This window comes from Staphylococcus sp. IVB6181, from assembly GCF_025561445.1.
In the GTDB taxonomy this organism is placed as follows: Bacteria; Bacillota; Bacilli; order Staphylococcales; family Staphylococcaceae; genus Staphylococcus; species Staphylococcus simulans_B.
This window is the reverse complement of the sequence record NZ_CP095096.1, coordinates 1,300,364-1,321,499: the sequence shown is the minus strand read 5'-3', so window position 1 is coordinate 1,321,499 and position 21,136 is coordinate 1,300,364. Positions and strand designations below refer to the sequence as shown.

General features: G+C 37.4%; 19 protein-coding genes. 7 read left to right on the top strand and 12 right to left on the bottom strand.

Annotated features, from left to right (window positions below):
- Positions 1 to 117: 117 nt before the first annotated feature.
- The 7 genes from MUA90_RS06465 to ezrA all read right to left on the bottom strand — a co-directional run bounded on the left by MUA90_RS06465 (position 118) and on the right by ezrA (position 8,149).
- On the bottom strand, positions 118 to 1,314 hold the full coding sequence (locus MUA90_RS06465) for an acetate kinase (protein ID WP_105992558.1): 1,197 nt from the start codon (positions 1,312 to 1,314) through the stop codon (positions 118 to 120).
- An 83-nt stretch (positions 1,315 to 1,397) separates the two neighbouring features.
- On the bottom strand, positions 1,398 to 2,345 hold the full coding sequence (locus MUA90_RS06460; protein WP_262588739.1) for a class I SAM-dependent methyltransferase: 948 nt from the start codon (positions 2,343 to 2,345) through the stop codon (positions 1,398 to 1,400).
- 110 nt (positions 2,346 to 2,455) lie between these two features.
- On the bottom strand, positions 2,456 to 2,956 hold the full coding sequence (gene tpx, locus MUA90_RS06455) for a thiol peroxidase (protein WP_114603163.1): 501 nt from the start codon (positions 2,954 to 2,956) through the stop codon (positions 2,456 to 2,458).
- A gap of 204 nt (positions 2,957 to 3,160) precedes the next feature.
- A complete protein-coding gene (locus tag MUA90_RS06450) occupies positions 3,161 to 3,922 on the bottom strand; it encodes a TSUP family transporter (RefSeq protein WP_262588738.1) in 762 nt (253 codons plus the stop codon).
- 25 nt (positions 3,923 to 3,947) lie between these two features.
- Positions 3,948 to 5,171: a tRNA uracil 4-sulfurtransferase ThiI gene (gene thiI, locus MUA90_RS06445; protein ID WP_262588737.1), complete on the bottom strand. Its 1,224-nt coding sequence runs from the start codon at positions 5,169 to 5,171 to the stop codon at positions 3,948 to 3,950.
- The gene (locus MUA90_RS06440) at positions 5,168 to 6,307 is read right to left on the bottom strand and encodes a cysteine desulfurase family protein (RefSeq protein ID WP_262588736.1); all 1,140 of its coding nucleotides are present in this window, start codon (positions 6,305 to 6,307) and stop codon (positions 5,168 to 5,170) included. The genes thiI and MUA90_RS06440 overlap by 4 nt, the downstream gene beginning before the upstream one ends.
- Positions 6,308 to 6,445: 138 nt before the next feature.
- Positions 6,446 to 8,149, bottom strand: a complete 1,704-nt coding sequence (gene ezrA / locus MUA90_RS06435; RefSeq protein ID WP_262588735.1) for a septation ring formation regulator EzrA — start codon at positions 8,147 to 8,149, stop codon at positions 6,446 to 6,448.
- Positions 8,150 to 8,322: 173 nt separating this feature from the next.
- Here ezrA and MUA90_RS06430 point away from each other — a divergent pair, with 173 nt between their 5' ends.
- The 3 genes from MUA90_RS06430 (at position 8,323) to MUA90_RS06420 (ending at position 10,313) form a co-directional block, all read left to right on the top strand.
- Positions 8,323 to 8,796 carry a GAF domain-containing protein gene (locus MUA90_RS06430; RefSeq protein ID WP_262588734.1) on the top strand — a complete coding sequence of 158 codons (474 nt, stop codon included), beginning with the start codon at positions 8,323 to 8,325 and terminating at the stop codon, positions 8,794 to 8,796.
- A 243-nt stretch (positions 8,797 to 9,039) separates the two neighbouring features.
- Positions 9,040 to 9,645 (top strand): 30S ribosomal protein S4, encoded by a 606-nt coding sequence (gene rpsD / locus MUA90_RS06425; protein WP_262588733.1) that lies wholly within the window; start codon positions 9,040 to 9,042, stop codon positions 9,643 to 9,645.
- 203 nt (positions 9,646 to 9,848) lie between these two features.
- The gene (locus MUA90_RS06420) at positions 9,849 to 10,313 is read left to right on the top strand and encodes a hypothetical protein (RefSeq protein ID WP_262588732.1); all 465 of its coding nucleotides are present in this window, start codon (positions 9,849 to 9,851) and stop codon (positions 10,311 to 10,313) included.
- Between the two features lie 326 nt (positions 10,314 to 10,639).
- Here MUA90_RS06420 and MUA90_RS06415 read toward each other — a convergent pair whose 3' ends face one another.
- A complete protein-coding gene (locus tag MUA90_RS06415; RefSeq protein ID WP_262588731.1) occupies positions 10,640 to 11,389 on the bottom strand; it encodes a glycerophosphodiester phosphodiesterase in 750 nt (249 codons plus the stop codon).
- Positions 11,390 to 11,459: 70 nt separating this feature from the next.
- On the opposite strand from MUA90_RS06415, the gene MUA90_RS06410 reads away from it, so the two are divergent.
- The 3 genes from MUA90_RS06410 (at position 11,460) to serA (ending at position 14,821) form a co-directional block, all read left to right on the top strand.
- A complete protein-coding gene (locus MUA90_RS06410; RefSeq protein WP_105993047.1) occupies positions 11,460 to 11,900 on the top strand; it encodes an SACOL1771 family peroxiredoxin in 441 nt (146 codons plus the stop codon).
- A gap of 178 nt (positions 11,901 to 12,078) precedes the next feature.
- Positions 12,079 to 13,236, top strand: a complete 1,158-nt coding sequence (locus MUA90_RS06405; protein WP_262588730.1) for a pyridoxal-phosphate-dependent aminotransferase family protein — start codon at positions 12,079 to 12,081, stop codon at positions 13,234 to 13,236.
- Positions 13,229 to 14,821, top strand: coding sequence for a phosphoglycerate dehydrogenase (serA, locus tag MUA90_RS06400; protein ID WP_262588729.1), 1,593 nt, complete (start codon positions 13,229 to 13,231; stop codon positions 14,819 to 14,821). Before MUA90_RS06405 ends, serA begins: the two co-directional genes overlap by 8 nt.
- 84 nt (positions 14,822 to 14,905) lie before the next feature.
- On the opposite strand, the gene MUA90_RS06395 is transcribed toward serA, so the two are convergent.
- The 3 genes from MUA90_RS06395 to MUA90_RS06385 form a co-directional block, all read right to left on the bottom strand.
- Positions 14,906 to 16,027, bottom strand: a complete 1,122-nt coding sequence (locus MUA90_RS06395; protein ID WP_262588728.1) for an HAD family hydrolase — start codon at positions 16,025 to 16,027, stop codon at positions 14,906 to 14,908.
- A 111-nt stretch (positions 16,028 to 16,138) separates the two neighbouring features.
- The gene (gene nagE / locus MUA90_RS06390; protein ID WP_262588727.1) at positions 16,139 to 17,608 is read right to left on the bottom strand and encodes an N-acetylglucosamine-specific PTS transporter subunit IIBC; all 1,470 of its coding nucleotides are present in this window, start codon (positions 17,606 to 17,608) and stop codon (positions 16,139 to 16,141) included.
- Positions 17,609 to 17,718: 110 nt separating this feature from the next.
- Complete coding sequence (locus MUA90_RS06385) at positions 17,719 to 18,330, bottom strand: lysophospholipid acyltransferase family protein (RefSeq protein WP_114603149.1); 612 nt, start codon at positions 18,328 to 18,330, stop codon at positions 17,719 to 17,721.
- Positions 18,331 to 18,529: 199 nt separating this feature from the next.
- Between MUA90_RS06385 and MUA90_RS06380 the strand changes: the two genes are divergently transcribed.
- Positions 18,530 to 19,711 carry a S1C family serine protease gene (locus tag MUA90_RS06380; RefSeq protein ID WP_262588726.1) on the top strand — a complete coding sequence of 394 codons (1,182 nt, stop codon included), beginning with the start codon at positions 18,530 to 18,532 and terminating at the stop codon, positions 19,709 to 19,711.
- 69 nt (positions 19,712 to 19,780) lie between these two features.
- Here MUA90_RS06380 and tyrS read toward each other — a convergent pair whose 3' ends face one another.
- Positions 19,781 to 21,043 carry a tyrosine--tRNA ligase gene (gene tyrS / locus MUA90_RS06375; protein WP_262588725.1) on the bottom strand — a complete coding sequence of 421 codons (1,263 nt, stop codon included), beginning with the start codon at positions 21,041 to 21,043 and terminating at the stop codon, positions 19,781 to 19,783.
- Positions 21,044 to 21,136 lie beyond the last annotated feature (93 nt).

The window sequence follows — 21,136 nt, the reverse complement described above, 5'->3', positions numbered from 1 at the left end:
GACCGATTAGACTTGTTCTAATCGGTTTTCTTTTATTTAAATACTTTTTCGAATTTGCATGCATGAAAAATCCGGCTAGAAAGGCAGCTGCCCTTCTAACCGGATTATTTTTAATGATTACAGACTACCGAATTTTACTGTGTCTCTTGCAATCATAACTTCTTCATTTGTTGGAATAACTAAAACTTTTACTGGTGAATGCGGATAGTTGATGAATCCTTCTGAACCATGAATTTGTTCGTTTTTCTTAGGATCCCAATATACACCCATAAATTCTAGTCCTTCTAATACACGTGCACGTACTTCGTCTGAGTTTTCGCCTACACCTGCTGTGAAGACAATTACGTCTACACCGTGCATTTTCGCTGTATAAGAACCAATGTACTTATGAATACGAGAAGCGAAAACATCTAATGCTAATTGCGCACGAGTTTTGCCTTCTTCAGCATCTTGTTCTAAGTCGCGCAAGTCGCTTGAAGTTCCTGAGATACCCAATAAACCTGACTCTTTGTTTAAGATATCTAATACAGCTTCAGCACTCTTGCCTGTTTTCTCCATGATATATGGAATCAATGCAGGGTCAATGTCACCTGAACGTGTACCCATTGTTACACCTGCTAATGGTGTGAAGCCCATAGATGTATCTACAGATTCGCCGCCGTCGATTGCAGCGATAGATGCACCGTTACCGATATGACAAGAAATAATACGTAATTCTTCAATTGGACGGTCTAAGATTTTAGCCGCACGTTGAGATACGTATTTATGGCTTGTTCCGTGGAAACCGTACTTACGAATGCCATAGTCTTTATAATAATGGAATGGCAAACTGTATAAGTAAGCTTGTTCCGGCATTGTTTGGTGGAATGATGTATCAAATACTGCCACATGCGGAATGTTCGGCAATAATTTACGAAACGCACGGATACCCATTAAGTTTGCTGGGTTATGAAGCGGTGCCAATTCAGTTAATGATTCTATTTGTTTTTCTACCTCGTTGGTAACTAACGCAGATTCTGGGAATAATTCACCACCATGTACAACACGGTGTCCTGTACCATCGATATCATTGATATCGCGGATGATACCATGATCGATTAAGTTGTCCAACATTAAGTCAACAGCTTGAACATGATCGTTGATTTCTCTTTCATCTGTAAATTTGCGACCATTGAATTCAACTGTTAATTTTGAACCTTTAAGTCCGATTCTTTCGATTAAACCTTTACATACTAGATTTTCTTCAGGCATCTCTATAAGTTGGAATTTCAGTGATGAACTACCTGCGTTAATCGCTAACACTAATTTTGACATAAAACTATGCCTCCAATATTTACATTTTCTTTTACCAATTCTATTTAACCATTAATACAGTTTAATTTCAAGATTATTACAGTTTATTTTTTGTGATGATTTTGTTGCAGCCATTCTGACAATTCTCGTAAAAATCCTTGAAATTGTTGCGGACATTTGAAATCTGGTATATTGGCGAGCAATACCTCAACAGAGTGGGTTACATCACGTTCTTTTTTCTGAAGAATCAAGATAGATTTGCGTGATTGTTCAGTTTTGAATAATGTTTTAGGCAAATTGAGGAATGCCTGCATTTCTGTATCTGTTGCAATGAAATTTTTGAGCTGTTTTATGTTTTCACCTTCAAAAATATTGCTCGGCACAATTAAGAATGCAAATCCGGCCCCTCTTAATGCTTCAACCGCTTGTTCGATTAAAAGGTAATGGGCATAACTATGTCCTTCTTTAAACCCTAATTTCATTTCGTGACTGCGTTCATCCACCGGATAATAGCCTACCGGCAAATCACCGATGACCACATCTGCCTCTTCAAACGGTAATGGCAGAATAGCATCTTGAGGATAGACATCAAACGGAATTTCTAAGAAATTCGCTAAGTGCACACTTACACGAGATAACACTGGATCAACTTCAACAAGATGGTGCATTAGTGTTTGTTCAGTCAACACTTCATGCACTGTCGCACTTAAATGTCCGCTGCCGCTCGTTAAATCTACAATATTTAATTCTTTCTTATCTTGTGTAAACTGCTGTACTAAGAATCCAAGAATTAAGCCGATTGAATCCGGTGTAATCTGGTGATTCGCTTGAATCTCTTGCTCTTGCAATAAACTTAAGTATGCAAATTGAAAGGCCTTGCGTCGATCTGATAATGTTGCCTGTTCCAGCAAATCACGATTATTTTGATAAATCTGTTCCATCGCAAGCCCTAAGTTTTCGATAAAGCTTTGCCCGTTTTCTTTATTCAGTTCCTTAGTTTTACTATCTAGTTCGTGGAATAAACGCTCCATTATAGTTTTTTCTTCGGCCATATTAAAATCCTTCCTAAAAAGACTGCTCATAATCAATGATTCACTTTCTTACACTAATTATGAGCAGTCTGGTCTTTATATTAATTTAAAAATAACTTTAAACGCATTGATTAGTCTAATTCTCTATATGCTTTTAATGCAGATTCGAAGTCAGGGAAATCAGTGCCTTCATTCACAATTTCTGTATAAACTACTTTGTTGTTTTTATCTAAAACAAATACTGAACGTGCTAATAATTGTAAACCATCCATTAACACACCGTAGTTTTTACCGAATGAATGTTTTTGATAGTCGCTTAGTAAGATAACGTTATCTAAACCGCTTGCTGCGCACCATCTTTTTTGAGCGAATGGCAAGTCTTGAGAAATAGTCAATACTACGCCATTTTCTTCTGAAGCAGCTTCTTCGTTGAATTTACGAGTTTGTTTATCACAAACACCTGTATCAATTGAAGGTACTGCACTGATTAATTTTTTCTTGCCGTCATAGTCAGCAAGTGTTACTTCTTCTAAATCATTATTTACAACTGTAAAATCTGGTGCTGTTTGCCCTTCTTCTACTGCATTACCTACTAATGTTACGGGATCTCCGCCAAATGTAATTTGTACCATATAAATAAACAACCTCCTAAGATTCTGTTACTATTTATCTCTACCCCATTATACCGATATCAACACTTCAACTCCAATGATAATCCTTAAGATACATTATTTTTTTAACTCAATTTTGATAGAACTCACATAGAAATGTAATATTTATCCATAAATTACAAATAAGCCGCGATTTTCATCGCAGCTTATTCAACACATTATCCATTATTGCAGATAATCATAGATATTCTTGATAATCAACGCGCTTGTAACGACCACAAACAATACTCGGACATAGCCGACACCTTGCTTAAGTGCAAATTGTGCCCCTGCATATGAACCAGCAACCATACTTGCAGCCATAATCAATCCAATGCCGTAATCGACTTTGCCTAAAATCATAAACAAAATCAATGCACCGATATTAGACGCAAAGTTTAACACTTTCGCATTGCCTGCCGCACTTAAAAAATCAAACCCTACAATCAATAATGCGAACAAGAAGAAAGAGCCTGTACCGCCGCCTAAAAAACCATCATAAAAACCGATGAGCAACAATACTGCAACAAAGATAACAGATTTGCCTTTCGAAAGTTTTTTGTACGTACGGATGCTGCCCCAATCTTTTCTGATCAGCGTATAAATCATTACTATAGATAAAATCACAATTACTAATGGTTTTAATACAGCTGCCGGCAGAAATGATGCTAAACTTGCACCGCCGACAGAAGCGATGAAAATAAACGGAAAGAGTTTGCCGACTATTTTCAAATCTACTTTGCCTGAGCGTACAAACTTAACAGCGCTCGTTAAAGAACCGAATGAACTTGCAAGTTTGTTTGTGCCTAAAGCTGTTGCGGGCGGTAATCCGATTGCTAATAAAGCAGGTGTTGAAATCAGGCCGCCGCCCCCTACTACAGAATCAATAAAAGCAGCTAAAAAGCCGAATACAATGATGATAATAATAAGTGTCAGATCCCATTCCACGATGTTGTCCCCTTTTCTTATGCTATTAGAATAAATCTTCCATTAATGCTTCAGTCGCTTTATCTTTTTGACTTTGATAATTTTTTGTTACTTCGATAGTTTCAATACCTTCAACAGCACGATCGATCATGTCGCTGAAATCATAAACACTTTCGTATTTTTCTACTTTTTCAAAGTTAGGTTCTGTGACAGGATTCTTCGGTGTAAAGATAGTACAACAATCTTCAAATGGCTGAATAGATGTTTCGAAAGTACCATATTCCTTTGCTTTAATAACGATTTCTTCTTTGTCTAATGTTAATAACGGGCGTAAGACAGGTGTTGAAGTCACATGGTTTATCGCATACATACTCTTAAGTGTTTGGCTCGCGACTTGTCCTAAGTTTTCACCGTTTACGATGGCATCTGCACCGATATCATGCACGACTTTATCTGCGATACGCATCATCATGCGTCGTGTAGATGTCATTGTATAGCGTTCATGTACTACTTTATTGATTTGTTTTTGTACTTCTGTAAACGGCACGATATGCAATTTAATCGGTCCGACATGTTCAGCTAAAATTCGTGTTAATTCAATCACTTTTTCTTTCGCTTTTTCACTTGTGAACGGCGGACTATGGAAATGAATCGCTTCGACTGTCACACCGCGGCGCATGATTTCCATGCCGGCTACAGGCGAATCAATACCGCCTGAAAGCATCAATAATGTTTTGCCGCCAGTACCTACTGGTAACCCGCCTGCACCGTCTATCACACGGTCATAGATATAAATGGCATCTAAGCGAACTTCTGTTTTGATGACATGGTCAGGCTGTCTCACATTAACGTGGACTTGCGGGTTGCTTTCTAAAACAGCACCACCTAAAATACGCTGTAATTGGTAAGTATCATATGGATACTGTTTATCAGAACGTTTCACATCGATTTTAAATGAATCGCCTTCATCATAAGCTTTTGCAAATTCGCTTGCTTGCGCTTTTGCATGTTCTAAGTCTTTGTCTAATTTCATAACAGGACTGATAGATTTTACACCGAAGACTTTGCTGATACGCTGCATAATTTCTTCGATATCCGCTTCCGGCGTAACTTCTATATACATTCTGTCTCTGTTCGCTTTAACGTGATAGCCTTGAAGCGGCATTAACGCTTGTTTCACATTAGAACGAAGTTTGTTCACAAACATTTTACGGTTGGCTCCTTTAAGCGTCAATTCGCCGTAACGCACTAAAATATGATCATAGATCATTTCTTCAACAACTCCTTCATTTCTTCATATACTGCTTTAAAAGCTGCTTTAAATCCTTTGATATCTTCTTCTGTCGTCACAGCACCCATTGATATACGAATACTGCCTTCTATTCTTGATTCGCTGATACCCATAGACAGCAAGACTTCATTCAAATGTCCGCGCTTTGATGAACATGCACTTGTAGTAGATAACATAACATCTTGCTTAGAAAAGGCATTGACTAATACTTCCCCTTTTAAACTGTCAAAACCTACATTTAAAATATGAGGTGCACTGGTATCCGGAGAATTCACTTTCACACCTGGATAATCATTGAAAAATCGGCGCAATTGCTGATTCCATTCTGTTAAACGCTGGTGTAAATCATCTTGTTGATGTACCGCATGTTTTAAAGCTTTAACAATCGCAATATCTATCGGTAAATTAACTGTACCGCTTCTCAACCCATATTCTTGGCCTCCGCCATGGATCACAGGCTCTAAATTATGAATATTATGCACGAGCAATAAACCTTGGCCTTTTAAACCGTTAAATTTATGCCCGCTGAAACTCATGCTATCGATACCTTTGAATGTTAAAGGTATTTTACCGATGGCTTGCACAGCATCAACATGAAAATGCGCTTTAGGATATGCTTCTAATATTTCAGCCATTTCTTCAATCGGTTGAATTTGTCCCGTAATATTATTCACGTGCATACACGTAACTAATCCTACGTTCGAATTCATTAAACTTTCAAAATGCTCAAGGTCGATTTTGCCTTCCTTCGTCACATTCACATAACGCAGTTTAAAACCTTCTGTTTCCAAATGACGCATCACCTCTAATACAGATGGATGTTCAAGCACTGAAACAATGATTTCATCAGCATACGGTTTACGGTTGTACGCTGCACCTTTTAACGCCATATTATTAGATTCCGTAGCGCCGCTTGTAAAAATAATATCGTATCTGTCTTCAAGATTCAGTATTTGATTAATCTGTGCTTTGGCTTGATTTAACAATTGCTCTGCTTGCAAGCCGGCTTGGTGCGGACTATTCGGATTAAAATATAAATTCTGATTCACTTTGACATAAGTATCCAGTACATCTTGTGCTGGTCGAGTTGTCGCCGCATTATCTAAATAAATCACTTTTATGTCACTTCCACTTATTTGATTCTCTCTTTTTGAGTCTTTTCTTCCAATTTTAATATTTTACCACATCTGACTAAATTCTCAATACGCAAAAAAAGACAAGAACAACGAATGTCCTTGTCTTTTGTATAACACTTATATTTTGCTTTGAGATACAACTTCATCTTCAATGCGTTGAGAAATGCCAGGATCGACTGAATCTAAAGCTTGCTCTGCAATTTCAATCGCACGTTTGTAGCGGTTGTTCTTGAATAAGCGTTCTGCTTCATTCAAACTCTTATCAATGCTGCTGTCGTCTTTACGGTAACGGTTGCCGTATTGGATAAGTTTTTCAGCAAGCACTGCATTCACTAAAACGTCCATCGCTTCATTTTCAAAGTTGTTCATGTGAAGTACGACTTTTGTCACTTTATCTTTAAGATGTTTGACATTAATCGGACGTTGATCAAACTGTGCATTGATTTCACGTACTTCATGATCAATTTCATTCTTCATGATAATGAAACGTTCAGGTACGCTTGTTAAGTTAGAAGCTAATAACTTACGATAAATCTCTTCTTTTTTGCTTTGAACACGTAGAAGATTATCTTCAGCTTCCGCTTCATCTTCACGTAATTGAATTAAGTGGTTTTGTAATTTTTCTTGTTTATCATTAATTACTTTGACATGTTCTTCAATATACGCAAGATTATCTTGTACTTCGCTGTAGCGTACAGCAGATTTTGCCATTTCTCTTAAAATTTCATCGTAAACTGAAATCAAGTTTTGAATTTCATTTTCGAATTGACGTACATTTTGAACATCTGTTTCATTGATGTAGTAATTTTCACGTACATATTCGATTTCTGTTTGTAATGTATAATTGGTATCTTTCGCACGGAATAAATCATTAGTAATGACTTCTTTTGTTTCATCCACTTTGTTTTTAGATTTTACTTCATGCTCGATTAAATCATACATTTCATCCAACTGATCATTGATAGCGATGAGCTTATCGTTCGCTTCTTCTAATTCCAAACGGCTGATCATCGGTTCAACGAAGCTTAATTCTGTTTTCATAGATTGAAGATTGCTGTCGACTTTAACATGATCTAAGTCGTACCCTTCGACTTTCAAGTCGCGGCAGCCGTATTTCAAATCTTGGAATTGCCCTGGAAGTTCTTTTTGTGCTTCACGAATCAATTCAGGGATTTCTTTCATATCTTTTTGCAGATAATTGATATCTTCGTTGAGCGTTTTGATATGCTCATGCGCTTGTTTGTAGTTCCCCTCTTCTCTTAGTTCTGTGTACTTAACAAGCTCAGGTTCGAATGATTCAATTTCTTTTTCAAGCGGTGCAGCTGCTTCGCCGAATTGGTGTCGGTTAGCCAGCACATCACGCTTCATTTCACGATATGAAACTTTGCTGTCTTCAAACAAGCGATCGCTTTCTTTATGAAGCGCCAAGATATCCTCAACTTCTTCACCTAGTTGTGCATGACGTTCTTCATAACGATCTAATAATGCGTTCGCATCATCTAATTCAGTTTGAGCAGCAGTAAATTTGAATTTATCGAAATATTCGTCAGCATTATGAATTTTCTCTTCAACCGGACTTAAATTATCATTAGTATTCTTTAATGATTCGCGCTTTAAGCGGTCATATTCTTGTTGTGTTTCACCCTGCAGGGTTAAATCGTCCAACGCTTTCAGACGATCATCTAGTGTTAGTTTCTCAACCTCTATCTTGCGCTCTTCGGTTTTTTCGACCACCTGACGTTTTGAAGAACGGAGATAGAACATGATACCGACAATTATAAGTGCAATAACTATAATTGCTAAAATGATATACAATGCCATTGTTTTCTCCTCCTATTTAATCACTTCTCATTATAGCGTAATTTTGGGTCGCATTAAAATAAAAATATTAAGTTTCTTTATACAAACTTTGATGAAAGTACTCTAAATTGAAGTTTCTTAATAGAACATATTATAATATGGAAAATGCAAGAGAGAAAAGAGGTCAATTATATATGGGCAGCAATACTACAAATTACAACACCATTCTTCAGCAATTAGAAGGCTTGAATGCGGATGAACGCTATTTGATTACTTTACTAAGCAACACATCTGCTTTATTAAATGAAAATTTATCTGACATCAATTGGATTGGTTTCTATCTTATGGAAGACGGCCAGCTTATTTTGGGTCCTTTCCAAGGCCGTCCTGCTTGTACCCCTATCCAATTAGGCAGCGGCGTATGCGGTACTTCAGCTCAAAAAGATATTGTTCAGCGTGTAGATGATGTACATGCTTTCCCTGGCCATATTGCATGCGATGCACGCAGCCAATCTGAAATTGTTATTCCGCTGCATCAAGACAATAAAGTCATGGGACTATTGGATATTGATGCACCGGTCAAGTCGCGCTTCTCACAAGAAGATGAAGATGGCTTGATTCAATTAATGAAAGTATTAGAAAAACAAATTGCACAAACAATGAAATAATTATTTATTTGAAGAAAAAGAGATAAAAGCTTGACTTTATCTGCCAGAATGGTAGAATACTCTTTGTGTGAATTAACGAAAGTAGCAGTTGTATATTATTAGGCGCTATGTTATTCCCGATGCGGACGTGCCGTGTAACCGGAGCTATGAGGCGAGGACACATAAAATAACATATCTTAATAAGTATACAACACTCTTTTTTGTTTTTTCATAACAATTAAAAACAAAAGGAGGAGTATTAACATGGCTCGATTCAGAGGTTCAAACTGGAAAAAATCTCGTCGTTTAGGTATCTCATTAAGCGGTACTGGTAAAGAATTAGAAAAACGCCCTTACGCACCAGGTCAACATGGTCCTAACCAAAGAAAAAAATTATCAGAATATGCAATTCAATTACGTGAAAAACAAAAATTACGTTACTTATATGGCGTAACTGAAAGACAATTCCACAATACATTCCTTATTGCTGGTAAACAATCTGGTGTACACGGTGAAAACTTCATGCGTTTATTAGCACGTCGTTTAGACGCTGTTGTATATGCTTTAGGTTTAGCACGTACACGTCGTCAAGCACGTCAATTAGTAAACCATGGTCACATCGAAGTTGATGGCGGACGCGTAGACATCCCATCATACACTTTAAAACCAGGTCAAGTGATCTCAGTTAGAGAAAAATCTCAAAAACTAGATATCATTGCTGAATCTGTAGAAATCAACAACTTCGTACCAGAATACTTAGAATTCGACGAAGAAAAATTAACAGGTACATTCGTACGCGTTCCAGAACGCAGCGAATTACCAGCTGAAATCAACGAACAACTTATCGTTGAGTACTACTCAGGTAAATAATAAATCTATTATTTCAATACTGCATGCCTTGTTTTCAAGGATGCAGTATTTTTTTGTTTTCTCCCCTTTTTACTACAACTTTCTCCCTAACCTTCTAACATTCAACATGTGTCATTTATTCCGTTTTTGTGTTGTGTGAAATCTAGTTTTATCGATGTAATTACGGCATAATAAAACTATTAAGGTAAGGGAGAAAATAATCATTGAAGAATTGGCTGAAAAATAATAGATTTATTATGATACTTGTTGCGTTGTATATCACCGGAGGGTTTTTATTATTGCCGAGTTTGGGAGACTATTTTAATAAAAGTTATTTTGATCACTCCATACTAAAAGTCATTATAGATTCATTTATGGCTATTGTTGGATTTGCGTTGTCGCTATCACTTGGTATTTCTTTCGTACTATCTGTCATCGTCATGACTTATCAGTATTTTAAGAATGATAACGTAGAAAATGTTATTAAAGAATTTGCATTTGTGGTAGTTGTTATTAACGTTTATGTATTCATTTGCACTTTAGCTTTGCTTTCAATCACAACTGATAATGGTGAAGCCATTTTTGCACTATTTGGATTCATCTACGGATTTACAAAGTACTTGCTTTGGGCTTACAATCTCATCAATAATTACTTTAAAAAACAACCTCTCCAAGCGGATAAAAAATAAGGGCGTTTGAATCACACAAACACCCTTGTTCTTTATCCGATTTTTATTGTAATTTCATCAGTACATACAAACCGGTTGATCTTATTTAGTTTTTTGCGCTTTTTTTCTTTTGACTACTCTATAAATAGCAACACCAATAATCACAACAATCCAATTTATCAGTTCTTTTTTGTCGATTTCTCGGATACGCTTTATTGGATGAATATCAAAATTGAGTTTCATAAATAATTGAGGAAAGCCTGTTGCTGATGACAGTCATGATGTTCCCTCTTGCCTTCCCTTCTGCATTTTAGATAATTTAATTATACAGTTGCGTCGTTTCCATTTCAATCTAAATCAAAGTAGTAATTCGGCCCATCTGTAATAATACCGTCTACCCCATCAATGATTAATTTTCGGATATCATTAATATCGTTAACTGTATATGGCATTACTTCTAATTTATGAATATGCGCTCTTTCAACAAATTTTTTGTTGACCAATTCGAAATTCGGGTTCGCATAATCACAAAACTTAGCCAATTTGTTAAAGTTCGGCATTCTAAATAGATATTTCTTTTTGCTTAGCAGCACGCCTAATTTATATTTGTTTGTTAACTGTGCTATTTTTTGAATACTTTTATCATCAAACGATTGAATAATTGTTTTATCCGCATCTAAACGATTTTCTTCTATTTCTTTGAGCAGTAATTCTTCGATATTAGGATATTTGCTCGGCTTTTTAATTTCAATTAATAGTGTTGTTTTATAGGGTTTTACAAGTTGTGCCACTTCTTTGAATGTCATAATACGTGCACCCGCAAATGTACTGTCTTTCCATGAACCGAAATCATAGCTTTTTAATTCATCTAGCGTATAATCTTTTACATAGCCTGATCCATTAGAGGTTCTATCTATTTTATCATCATGGATAACAACAAGTTGCTGATCTTTAGTTAAATGCACATCGATTTCAAGCATATCTATATGTGCACTGAGTGCTGCTTTATATGCTAATAATGTATTTTCGGGATAATCGATTGAAAATCCGCGATGTGCAATGACTTGCAGGTCTTCGCTTGGGATTACTTTTTCCATGGTATTCACCCTTTATCAATTTTTAGTTTCAGAATTAATCTATCATATTCAAAACGGAGGTCAAAGAAATATGACAAACCACGATTTTATAGTTACGACGCAATGGAGCGGCGGCAGAGATGAAGTCGGACTTGCTAAAGGCGATGTGATTAATGAATCTATTTCTATTCCATCATCGCTCGGCGGTGTCGGAGAAGGAACCAACCCAGATGAAATGCTGGTAGCGGCAGCTTCATCTTGTTATATTATTTCGCTTGCTGCTACGCTTGAACGTGCGCATTTCAACGACATTTCTATTAATCAGGAATCGGTTGGAACAGCCTCTTTAACCAATGGTAAATTTAAAATGGAGCAAATCAAACATCAACCTAAAATCTCAGTAGAAGCGTCACAAAAAGAAGCGCTTGAAAAGAGATTAGATAAACTTTTAAAAATCGCAGATAACAATTGCATGATTTCTAACTCTATTCGCGGTAATGTCGACATCAAGATTGAACCATACATTTTATAATCTTCTACCCAACTTTTTGAGTTGGGTAATTATTTTTAGTATTTTTTCTTTAAAAACGCTTACAATTCATATATTTTGTTAAATTATCGTAAAATCAGTGAAATAACACTGAAATACCCTTTCTTATTTTCAGAATATTTGATAAAATTAAGAAATCTTACGTTAGGGGGAAATCTATATGTATCATCATCCATTGTTATTAACACCCGGACCAACTCCAATTCCTGAACGCATTCAACGCGTCATTCAAGAACCGATGATTGGTCACCGCACAAAAGAATTTGAAGCTATTGCTGAAAAAGCTTATAAAGGGCTGCAACCTGTATTCGGTTCCAAAAACGAAGTCATGATCTTTACATCCAGCGGTACAAGCGCACTTGAAGCAAGTATGGTCAATATCTTAAATCCAGATGACCATGTGGCTGTCATTGTTTCAGGAGCGTTCGGCAACCGCTACAAACAAATTGCTCAAACATACTTCCACAACGTTCATGTCTTTGATGTCCCGTGGGGAGAAGCAGTTGATGTGAATGCCTTTATTGATTTCTTAAAATCACTGCCAGAACAAGTAACTGCAGTTTATAGTCAATATTGCGAAACATCTACATCTGTACTCCACCCTATTCATGAATTAGGTCATGCATTGCACGAAAATTATCCGGAAACTTATTTTGTCGTTGACGGCGTAAGTTGTGTCGGTGCTGTAGATGCTGACTTAGAACGCGATCATATCGATGTATTGGTTTCAGGAAGCCAAAAAGCAATTATGCTGCCGCCAGGATTGGCATTTGCAGCGTATTCAGACCGTGCTAAAGCACGTTTTGCTGAAGTCGAAACACCGCGTTTCTATTTAGACTTCAATAAATACATTGCTTCAGCAGAAAACAATTCAACACCATTCACACCGAATGTCAGCCTTTATAAAGGCGTTGCTGCGTATGCAGATTTTGTTGCTGAACAAGGTTTTGAGAATGTAATTCAACGTCATTATGTTATCAGAGACGGTTTAAGAGCTGCATTAAAAGCTTTAGACTTGCCTTTACTTGTTGAAGACGAATATGCATCTCCTACAGTAACAGCATTTGTACCGACTTCACCTACTGAAGTTTCAACAATCAAAAATGAATTACTTAACCGCTTCAACATCACAATCGCCGGCGGACAAGGTAAATTAAAAGGCCAAATCCTTCGTATCGGTCATTTAGGACAAATCGATACAGCTGATATTTTACAATGTGTCAGCGCACTTGAAATTATCCTTTCTGAATTACGTCACGAATCATATGTCGGAAAAGGAACTACAGCATACTTAGAGGTGGTAAAAGCATATGTATAAAATTCTAGTATCAGATCCAATCGCAAAAGACGGTTTGCAAACACTTTTAGATGACCCAGACTTTGAAGTCGATATTGATACAGGACTTTCACCTGAAGCTTTAATCGATAAAATCAAAGACTATGATGGACTTATTGTACGAAGCCAAACGCAAGTAACGCCTGAAGTCATTGAAGCGGCTGACAACTTGAAAATTATTGCACGCGCCGGTGTCGGCGTAGACAATATTGATCGCGACGCAGCCACAAAACGCGGTGTGTTAGTAATCAATGCCCCTGACGGCAACACCATTTCAGCAACAGAACACTCCATGGCTATGATTTTAGCTATGGCACGTCAAATTCCAGATGCCAACCAATCACTTAAAGCAGGCAAATGGAACCGCTCATCATTCAAAGGTACAGAATTATACCATAAAACATTAGGTATCATCGGTACAGGACGTATCGGTTTAGGTGTAGCTAAACGCGCCAAAAGTTTCGGTATGAAAATCATTGCTTTTGACCCTTATTTAACAGCTGAAAAAGCAAAAGAATTAGATATTGAACGTGCAACAGTAGAAGAAATCGCACAAAATGCAGACTTCGTGACTGTGCATACACCGTTAACACCGAAAACAAAAGGTATGATCGGCAAAGAATTCTTTGCTCAAGCTAAACCTAACCTTCAAATTATCAACGTAGCACGCGGAGGTATCATTGATGAAGAAGCCTTGATTGAAGCATTAGATAAAGGTTTGATTGCACGTGCAGCAATTGATGTATTCGAAAATGAACCTGCTACAGATTCACCTTTGACAAAACACGATAAAATCGTTGTGACACCGCACTTAGGTGCATCTACTGTTGAAGCACAAGAAAAAGTAGCCGTATCCGTTTCGAATGAAATTGAAGAATTCTTCCATACCGGCAATGTGCGCCATGCTGTCAATGCACCGAAAATGATTTTTGGAGAAGAAGCGGAAGAACTTCAAGAATACTTGAACCTTTGCGACATGGTCGGCAAAGTATGTATTCAATTATTAGGCAAAGCACCGCGTGAATTAAAAATCAAATTCAGCGGGGAATTGGTTAAAGAAGATACCAACATTTTGACACGTACAATCGCTAAAGGTATTTTATCTCAAGACTTAGGCGATCGTGTCAACTTAGTCAATGCCCTCTTCCTTCTTAACGAACAAAATGTAGTTTACAATGTTGAAAAAGATGCGAAGCCTCGTTCTTTCAGCAACTACATTGAATTAACAATGGTCAACAGAGATCGTAAAGTTACTGTCGGTGCAACTGTCTTAAACGGTTATGGTGCGCGTATTGTTCAAATCAATGACTACCCTGTTGATTTCAAACCTGAAAAATATCAACTTGTTATCCATCACCAAGACCGTCCTGGTATTGTAGGACGTACAGGTCAAATCTTAGGCGAATATGATATTAACATTGCCTCAATGCACTTAGGCCGTACAACTCAAGGCGGTAATGCAATGATGATTATCTCTGTAGATATGCCTGCCTCAGAAGAAGTTATTGATGCACTATACAAAATCGATGGATTTGAATCTATTCAATTCGTTGACTTAAACAAATAAAATTATAAAGGCAACACATAAATAAAGACCAGCTGACTCAGATTCTGATATCTAAGTTTGCTGGTCGTTTTATTTTGGTGTATTTTATAATAAGATTTTACGAATATCTAAGACATTATCAACAATACAATCTGCATGATGCGCTTCAAGTTCTGATTGCGCTGCTTTCCCTTTTAAACCTGTCAGCGTACCGATAAATGTAGCACCTGTTGTTTCTGCACTGAATAAGTCTGCGAGAGAATCTCCTACTATGTATATCTCTTCATCTCGGAATACTTGATCTTGCTGCTGTGCATAGTTTTGGTACTGGTCTAGCTGATTACCGTTGTATGCTGCAATATAGCAAAACGGATTCGGTTTGCCTAAAGGTTTTAATTCAGGGAACTGTTCTTCAGCTTTCAATACTTCAGAAGCTGACACGATATGCGATTCATCAAAGTACTTTAAGAAGCCCTTGTCTTCAAACGGTACGAGTGTTTCTGTTCTAGGGCGGCCAGTAGCTACTGCTAGTTTATAACCCGCTTCTTCTAAATCTTTCAGCAAGCCTTGAATTTCTTTAGCATCAGCCAACTCTTCTTCTTGATATATATAGCCTGTTTTAAAATCACTTCTCGGTGTTTTTTCTTCCACTTTGCGATATAAACGATGGCCTAAATACCATTCTTGGAAGACCTCTTGTGAAATTTCCCATAAAGGACTGCGGATTTCAAACAGCTCTGTATGTTCTGTATCTAGCTGTTCTGCCGCATAATTGCGCAAATCACGATAAATTTGAGTTTTACCAGATTCCGCATTTTCAATAAAATGCAGCGGCTTGATAAAATCAACTTGCTGTTTTGAAACTAAATCTCCAACCTCTTGAAGCGTGACATCTGTAAAAGGATGTGCTGTTAAAAATGCTTCTCTGTCTTCTGCTGAGAGTGTTTTAAGCAAATCAATCAAATGGATTGATAACACAATAAACAACATATCCCAGTTGGAATTCAAACCGCGCGACTTCATCGCATTCAAAATCTGATCTTGTTCAAACACAACTTGACGAATAAGATTAATTTCACTGTCATTAATCGTGTTGAATTTAACTGACGGCATCAACTTCAAGAAATGCTGGCTCATCAACATTTCATAGACAGTCAAAGCAGATACGTCAAAACATCTTTCTTCACTTAAAAATACACCATCAACATCAAATAATACTGCTTTCATTTCTCCACCTACTTCGGAAAATTCAGAATAATTAATATTATACAAATTTATACACAAATAAGCAATAGAGCGAAAGCACACTCTAAAGAATGCTTCCGCCCTTTAAGTTTATCATGACTCCATTTGTTTCTCTACTTCATCCGCAACTTGTTGCACATGTGTCCCTATAATAACTTGGACATTATGTTTACCGCTCGTAGTTACACCAGCTGCGCCTGCTTGCTTGATTTGATTCTTATTCAGCTTTTCAATGTCATCCACTTCTAATCGAAGTCTTGTTGCACAATTGGTTAACGTAGTAATATTTTCTTTTCCGCCTAACCCATCAATAATTTGTGCAGACATTGCAGAATACTTTCCTGCCGGTTTCTCTGAATTCTCATCAGATTCAGAAGGATCTGCAACTGGGTCTGTAATTTCTTCATCACCGCGGCCTGGTGTATTCAAGTTAAAGATTTGAATCGCAGCTCTGAAGACTACATAGTAAATCACAAAGAACACGATTCCTTGAACCATTAACATCAACGGATAATTCGACACAGGATTGACGAGTGATAATAGGAAATCAATCAGTCCTGCACTAAATGAGAACCCTGCTGTCCAATGGAATAATGCTGCAATAAAGAGTGATAAACCTGTCAATAAGGCATGAATCACAAATAATACTGGTGCCGCAAACATAAAGGCAAATTCAATCGGCTCAGTCACACCTACAAAGAATGCTGAAATTGAGCCTGCTAACATTAAACCAGCTACACGTTTCTTTTGTTTAGAAACAGCTGTTTGATACATAGCCAAGGCTGCTGCCGGTACACCAAACATCATGACCGAAAAGAATCCTGCCATGTAACGGCCTGTAATGCCTTTAATAGCACCATCGCCTGACTGGAATTTAGCGATATCATTTATACCTCCTAAATCAAACCAAAAGACAGCATTTAATGCGTGATGCAAACCTGTTGGAATCAGCAAACGATTAAATACACCATATAAAAAGGCTCCAAATGGACCAAAATTAATAATCCATTTACCGAAAGCTACAATGCCATCATAAACGAATGGCCATACGAAAAATAAAACAAGAGACAACAATACTGATAAAAATGCTGTCATAATCGGAACTAAACGCTTACCGCTGAAGAACGATAATGCAGTCGGCAATTCTGTAGCACTGAATTTGTTATAACAGAATGCTGCAATTAAACCGATTAATAAACCGACAAATACGTTTTGGTTATTCATTTGATCAAAACCGATGTTGATTGCATCCTTTTTGATACGCAGTATACCTGCAAGCTTTTCTGGTTTTAATACTGATGTTACGACAAAGTAGCCGACAACTGCTGCTAAAGCAACAGAACCGTCATTCTTCTTCGCCATCCCTAAAGCAACACCGATAGCAAAGAGTAAACCGAGCTGTTCTAAAACAGCCAAACCGCATTGGAAAATGAACTCTGCCACAGTCGGTGCTGTATTCATTGCTTTTAAGACGTTAGCAATTCCGATAATAATGGCAGCTGCTGGCAATACAGCAACCGGCAGCATTAAAGAACGCCCTAAGCGTTGTAAAAAGTTATACATATGCTTATCCTTCTTTCTCTCTATGGATCTATAAATAACGGCATGAAAAAGAGATAAAGCCAGATGACTTTATGGTTTCTCTTTATTTCATCTCACTTTATCTCCGTACATTACTTAGGCAAATGCTTTAATTCTTCTTGAAGTGCTCTTGTGCGTTTTGTAAGCTCTTGCGTAATATAATCAACTTTTTCATGACGTTTTTTCAAATGTTCAGGTAAAGCGGCAGTATCAATCGGTTCGCCGAAGATAATTTTCGCTTTTCCAGTTACCATACCTAAAATTTTGTCTGGTCCTTCATAAGCAGCTGGTACAATCGGTACTTTTGCCATCATTGCAATCGTTGCTGCACCGCGTTTCAAAGGTGTTTCTTCTGCAGTACGATGCCCTGCTGGGAACATGCCAATTGTTTTGTTTTTCTTCAATAAATTCACCGGTGTTTTAATCGTACTCGGACCTGGGTTTTCACGATCAACCGGAAAGGCATTTAATGATTTTAGAAAGCTGCCGAACGCTTTATTATAGAACAATTCTTTTTTAGCCATATAATGAATTTGGTTAGGATACATTGCCATGCCAAGCATTATAACTTCGTTGTAACTCTCATGGTTGCATGTCACGACATAACGATTAAGCTGCGGTACATTTTCTTTACCGTATACCTTAAGCGAATGACTCAGCTTTACAATGATTCCGTATAGAATACTACTGATAAATTTATACATTGGGTCACCTACTCAATTGTTTATTTAACTATCCAAAGTTTATCACTTCCAACCTCTGTCAACAAGCCTATTTCAGTGCATTATATATGTCAGACAGTTCAGATTTTGTTATGTTTTATATTGCATACATAGCAAAATGCTAGAAAATATTAACAAAACATATGATAATAATAGAAAGAAACATTCTGGGAGGAATTCAATGACTGAATACTATAATGAAAATCAAGAACGACGTCAACAGCCGCCTAGAAGGTCATTCCCTTGGCTGCGCGTCATTTTACTTGCCCTGCTTGCTGGTATTATCGGCGGGCTGCTTGTATTAGGTATCGGCAAGTTGGTAGAGCAATCTAATGACGGTGCCACAGTACAGCAAGCTAAAGACAGCAAAGGCGGCAATGTCTTAGATGGCAAAAGTTCAAAATATAAATCTGTCAATCAAATGATTACAGATGTCTCACCTTCTATTGTGGGTGTTATCAATATGCAAAAGGCACAAAGCTTAGAAGATTTCTTCAGCGGCAATGCTGGAAAGTCGCAAGAAGCGGGTATCGGTTCTGGTGTGATTTATCAAAAATCCGGCGGCAATGCTTATATTGTTACAAATAACCACGTTGTAGACGGTGCGAGTGAAATCAAAGTCCAATTACATGATACGAAACAAGTAAAAGCAGAACTTGTCGGTAAAGATGCTTTAACAGATATAGCCGTATTGAAAATTGAAAATGCGCCTGGTATCAAAGCGATTCAATTTGCGGATTCTGCAAAAGTCAAAACCGGCGACAGTGTATTTGCGTTCGGTAATCCATTAGGCTTAGAGTTCGCTAATACTGTGACATCAGGTATTATTTCAGCAAACGAAAGAACCATTGATACACAAACTTCAGCCGGCTCAAATAAAGTGTCTGTGCTGCAAACGGATGCGGCAATCAACCCCGGCAACTCCGGCGGTGCTTTAGTCAACTTGAACGGCGATCTAGTAGGTATCAACTCTATGAAGATTTCAATGCCTCAAGTTGAAGGTATCGGTTTTGCAATACCAAGCAACGAAGCGAAGATTATCATCGAACAGCTTGTAAAAAATGGTAAAGTCGAACGCCCTTCTATCGGTATCGGCACAATCAATTTAAGTGATATTCCTGAGCGCTATAAGAAAGAATTGCATACAGACCGTAATGATGGTGTGTACGTCGCAAAAGCGCAAAGTGATAGTGCACTACAAGAAGGCGATATTATCATTGAAGCAGACGGACAAAAAGCGAAAGATGACTCTGAATTAAGATCTTATCTTTACTCCAATAAAAAACCAGGTGAAACATTGAAAGTCAAAGTCATTCGCGATGGCAAAGAAAAAGAAGTTTCTGTTCACTTAGGTAAGAGATAACATAAAAAATAAATGCTTGTGCTTTGGAATTCTTTTCCTTAGCACAAGCATTTTTTAATGTTTATTGAATTATTGGTATTTCACCATGAAGTATTTCTTTTTACCTCTGCGGACAATAGTAAATTCATTATCGATTTTATCTGCATCGCTGATTTCGTATTTTAAATCTTGTTGGCGTTCGCCGTTAATGTAAATCGCACCATTTGAAACATCTTCGCGTGCTTGGCGTTTAGAAGATGAAATGCCTGCTTCTACAATGAAGTCTACAATGTTTGTAGTGTCATTGCTGACAGAAGCTTGCGGTACATCTTTAAAGCCTTGGCGCAATTCTTCGCTGCTTAATGATTTCAAGTCTCCGCTGAATAATGCTTCTGAAATACGAATTGCATCATCTAACGCTGCTTGACCATGAATGAAACGTACAACATTTTCAGCTAAAGCTTTTTGTGCTTCACGCAAATGCGGTGCTTCTTCTTTAGATTGTTCTAATTTTTCAATTTCAGCTTTATCTAAGAAAGTGAAGTATTTCAAGAACTTGATTACATCAGCATCTGATGTATTAATCCAGAATTGGTATAGCTCATATGGGCTTGTTTTATCTGCATCTAACCAAACTGTACCTGATTCAGATTTACCGAACTTTTTACCATCTGCTTTTGTGACTAACGGAATTGTGAAGCCGAATGCTTCAGTTTGACCGTACATACGGCGCATTAATTCGATACCGCTTGTGATGTTGCCCCATTGGTCTGATCCGCCGATTTGAACTTTACAGTTGAATTCACGGTTTAAATGACCGAAGTCGATAGCTTGTAAAATCATGTAAGTAAATTCAGTGTATGAAATACCTTTTTCTAATCGAGATTGTACTGAGTCTTTACCCAGCATGTAATTGACACCTACGTGTTTACCGTAATCTCTTAAGAAATCGATTAATGAGATTTGGCTTAACCAATCTTTGTTGTTTACAAGCTGTGCCGCTTCTTCGCCGGAAAAATCAAAGATTTTATCCATTTGTTCACCGATACCGCGTACGTTATCTTCAACTTGTGCTTCTGTTTGCAATACACGTTCATCCGTTCTGCCTGAAGGGTCGCCGATCATACCTGTTCCGCCGCCGATTAAAACAATCGGTTTATGTCCGTATTCTTGGAAACGGCGTAATGTTAATAATGGTAATAAGTGTCCGATATGCATACTGTCTGCAGTCGGGTCTACACCACAGTATAAAGTGACTTTCTCTTTGTTAAGTAATGCTTCTAATCCTTCTGCATCTGTTTGTTGATAAACAAGTCCACGCCATTCTAAGTCATTTAATAATTCATTTGTCATCTATTGTTCCTCCTCTGAATTGTTGTTAATATTTTGCTTTGGAATTTAAGGAAATAAAAAAACCCTTACAGCATTCACTGTAAGGGCGCATCT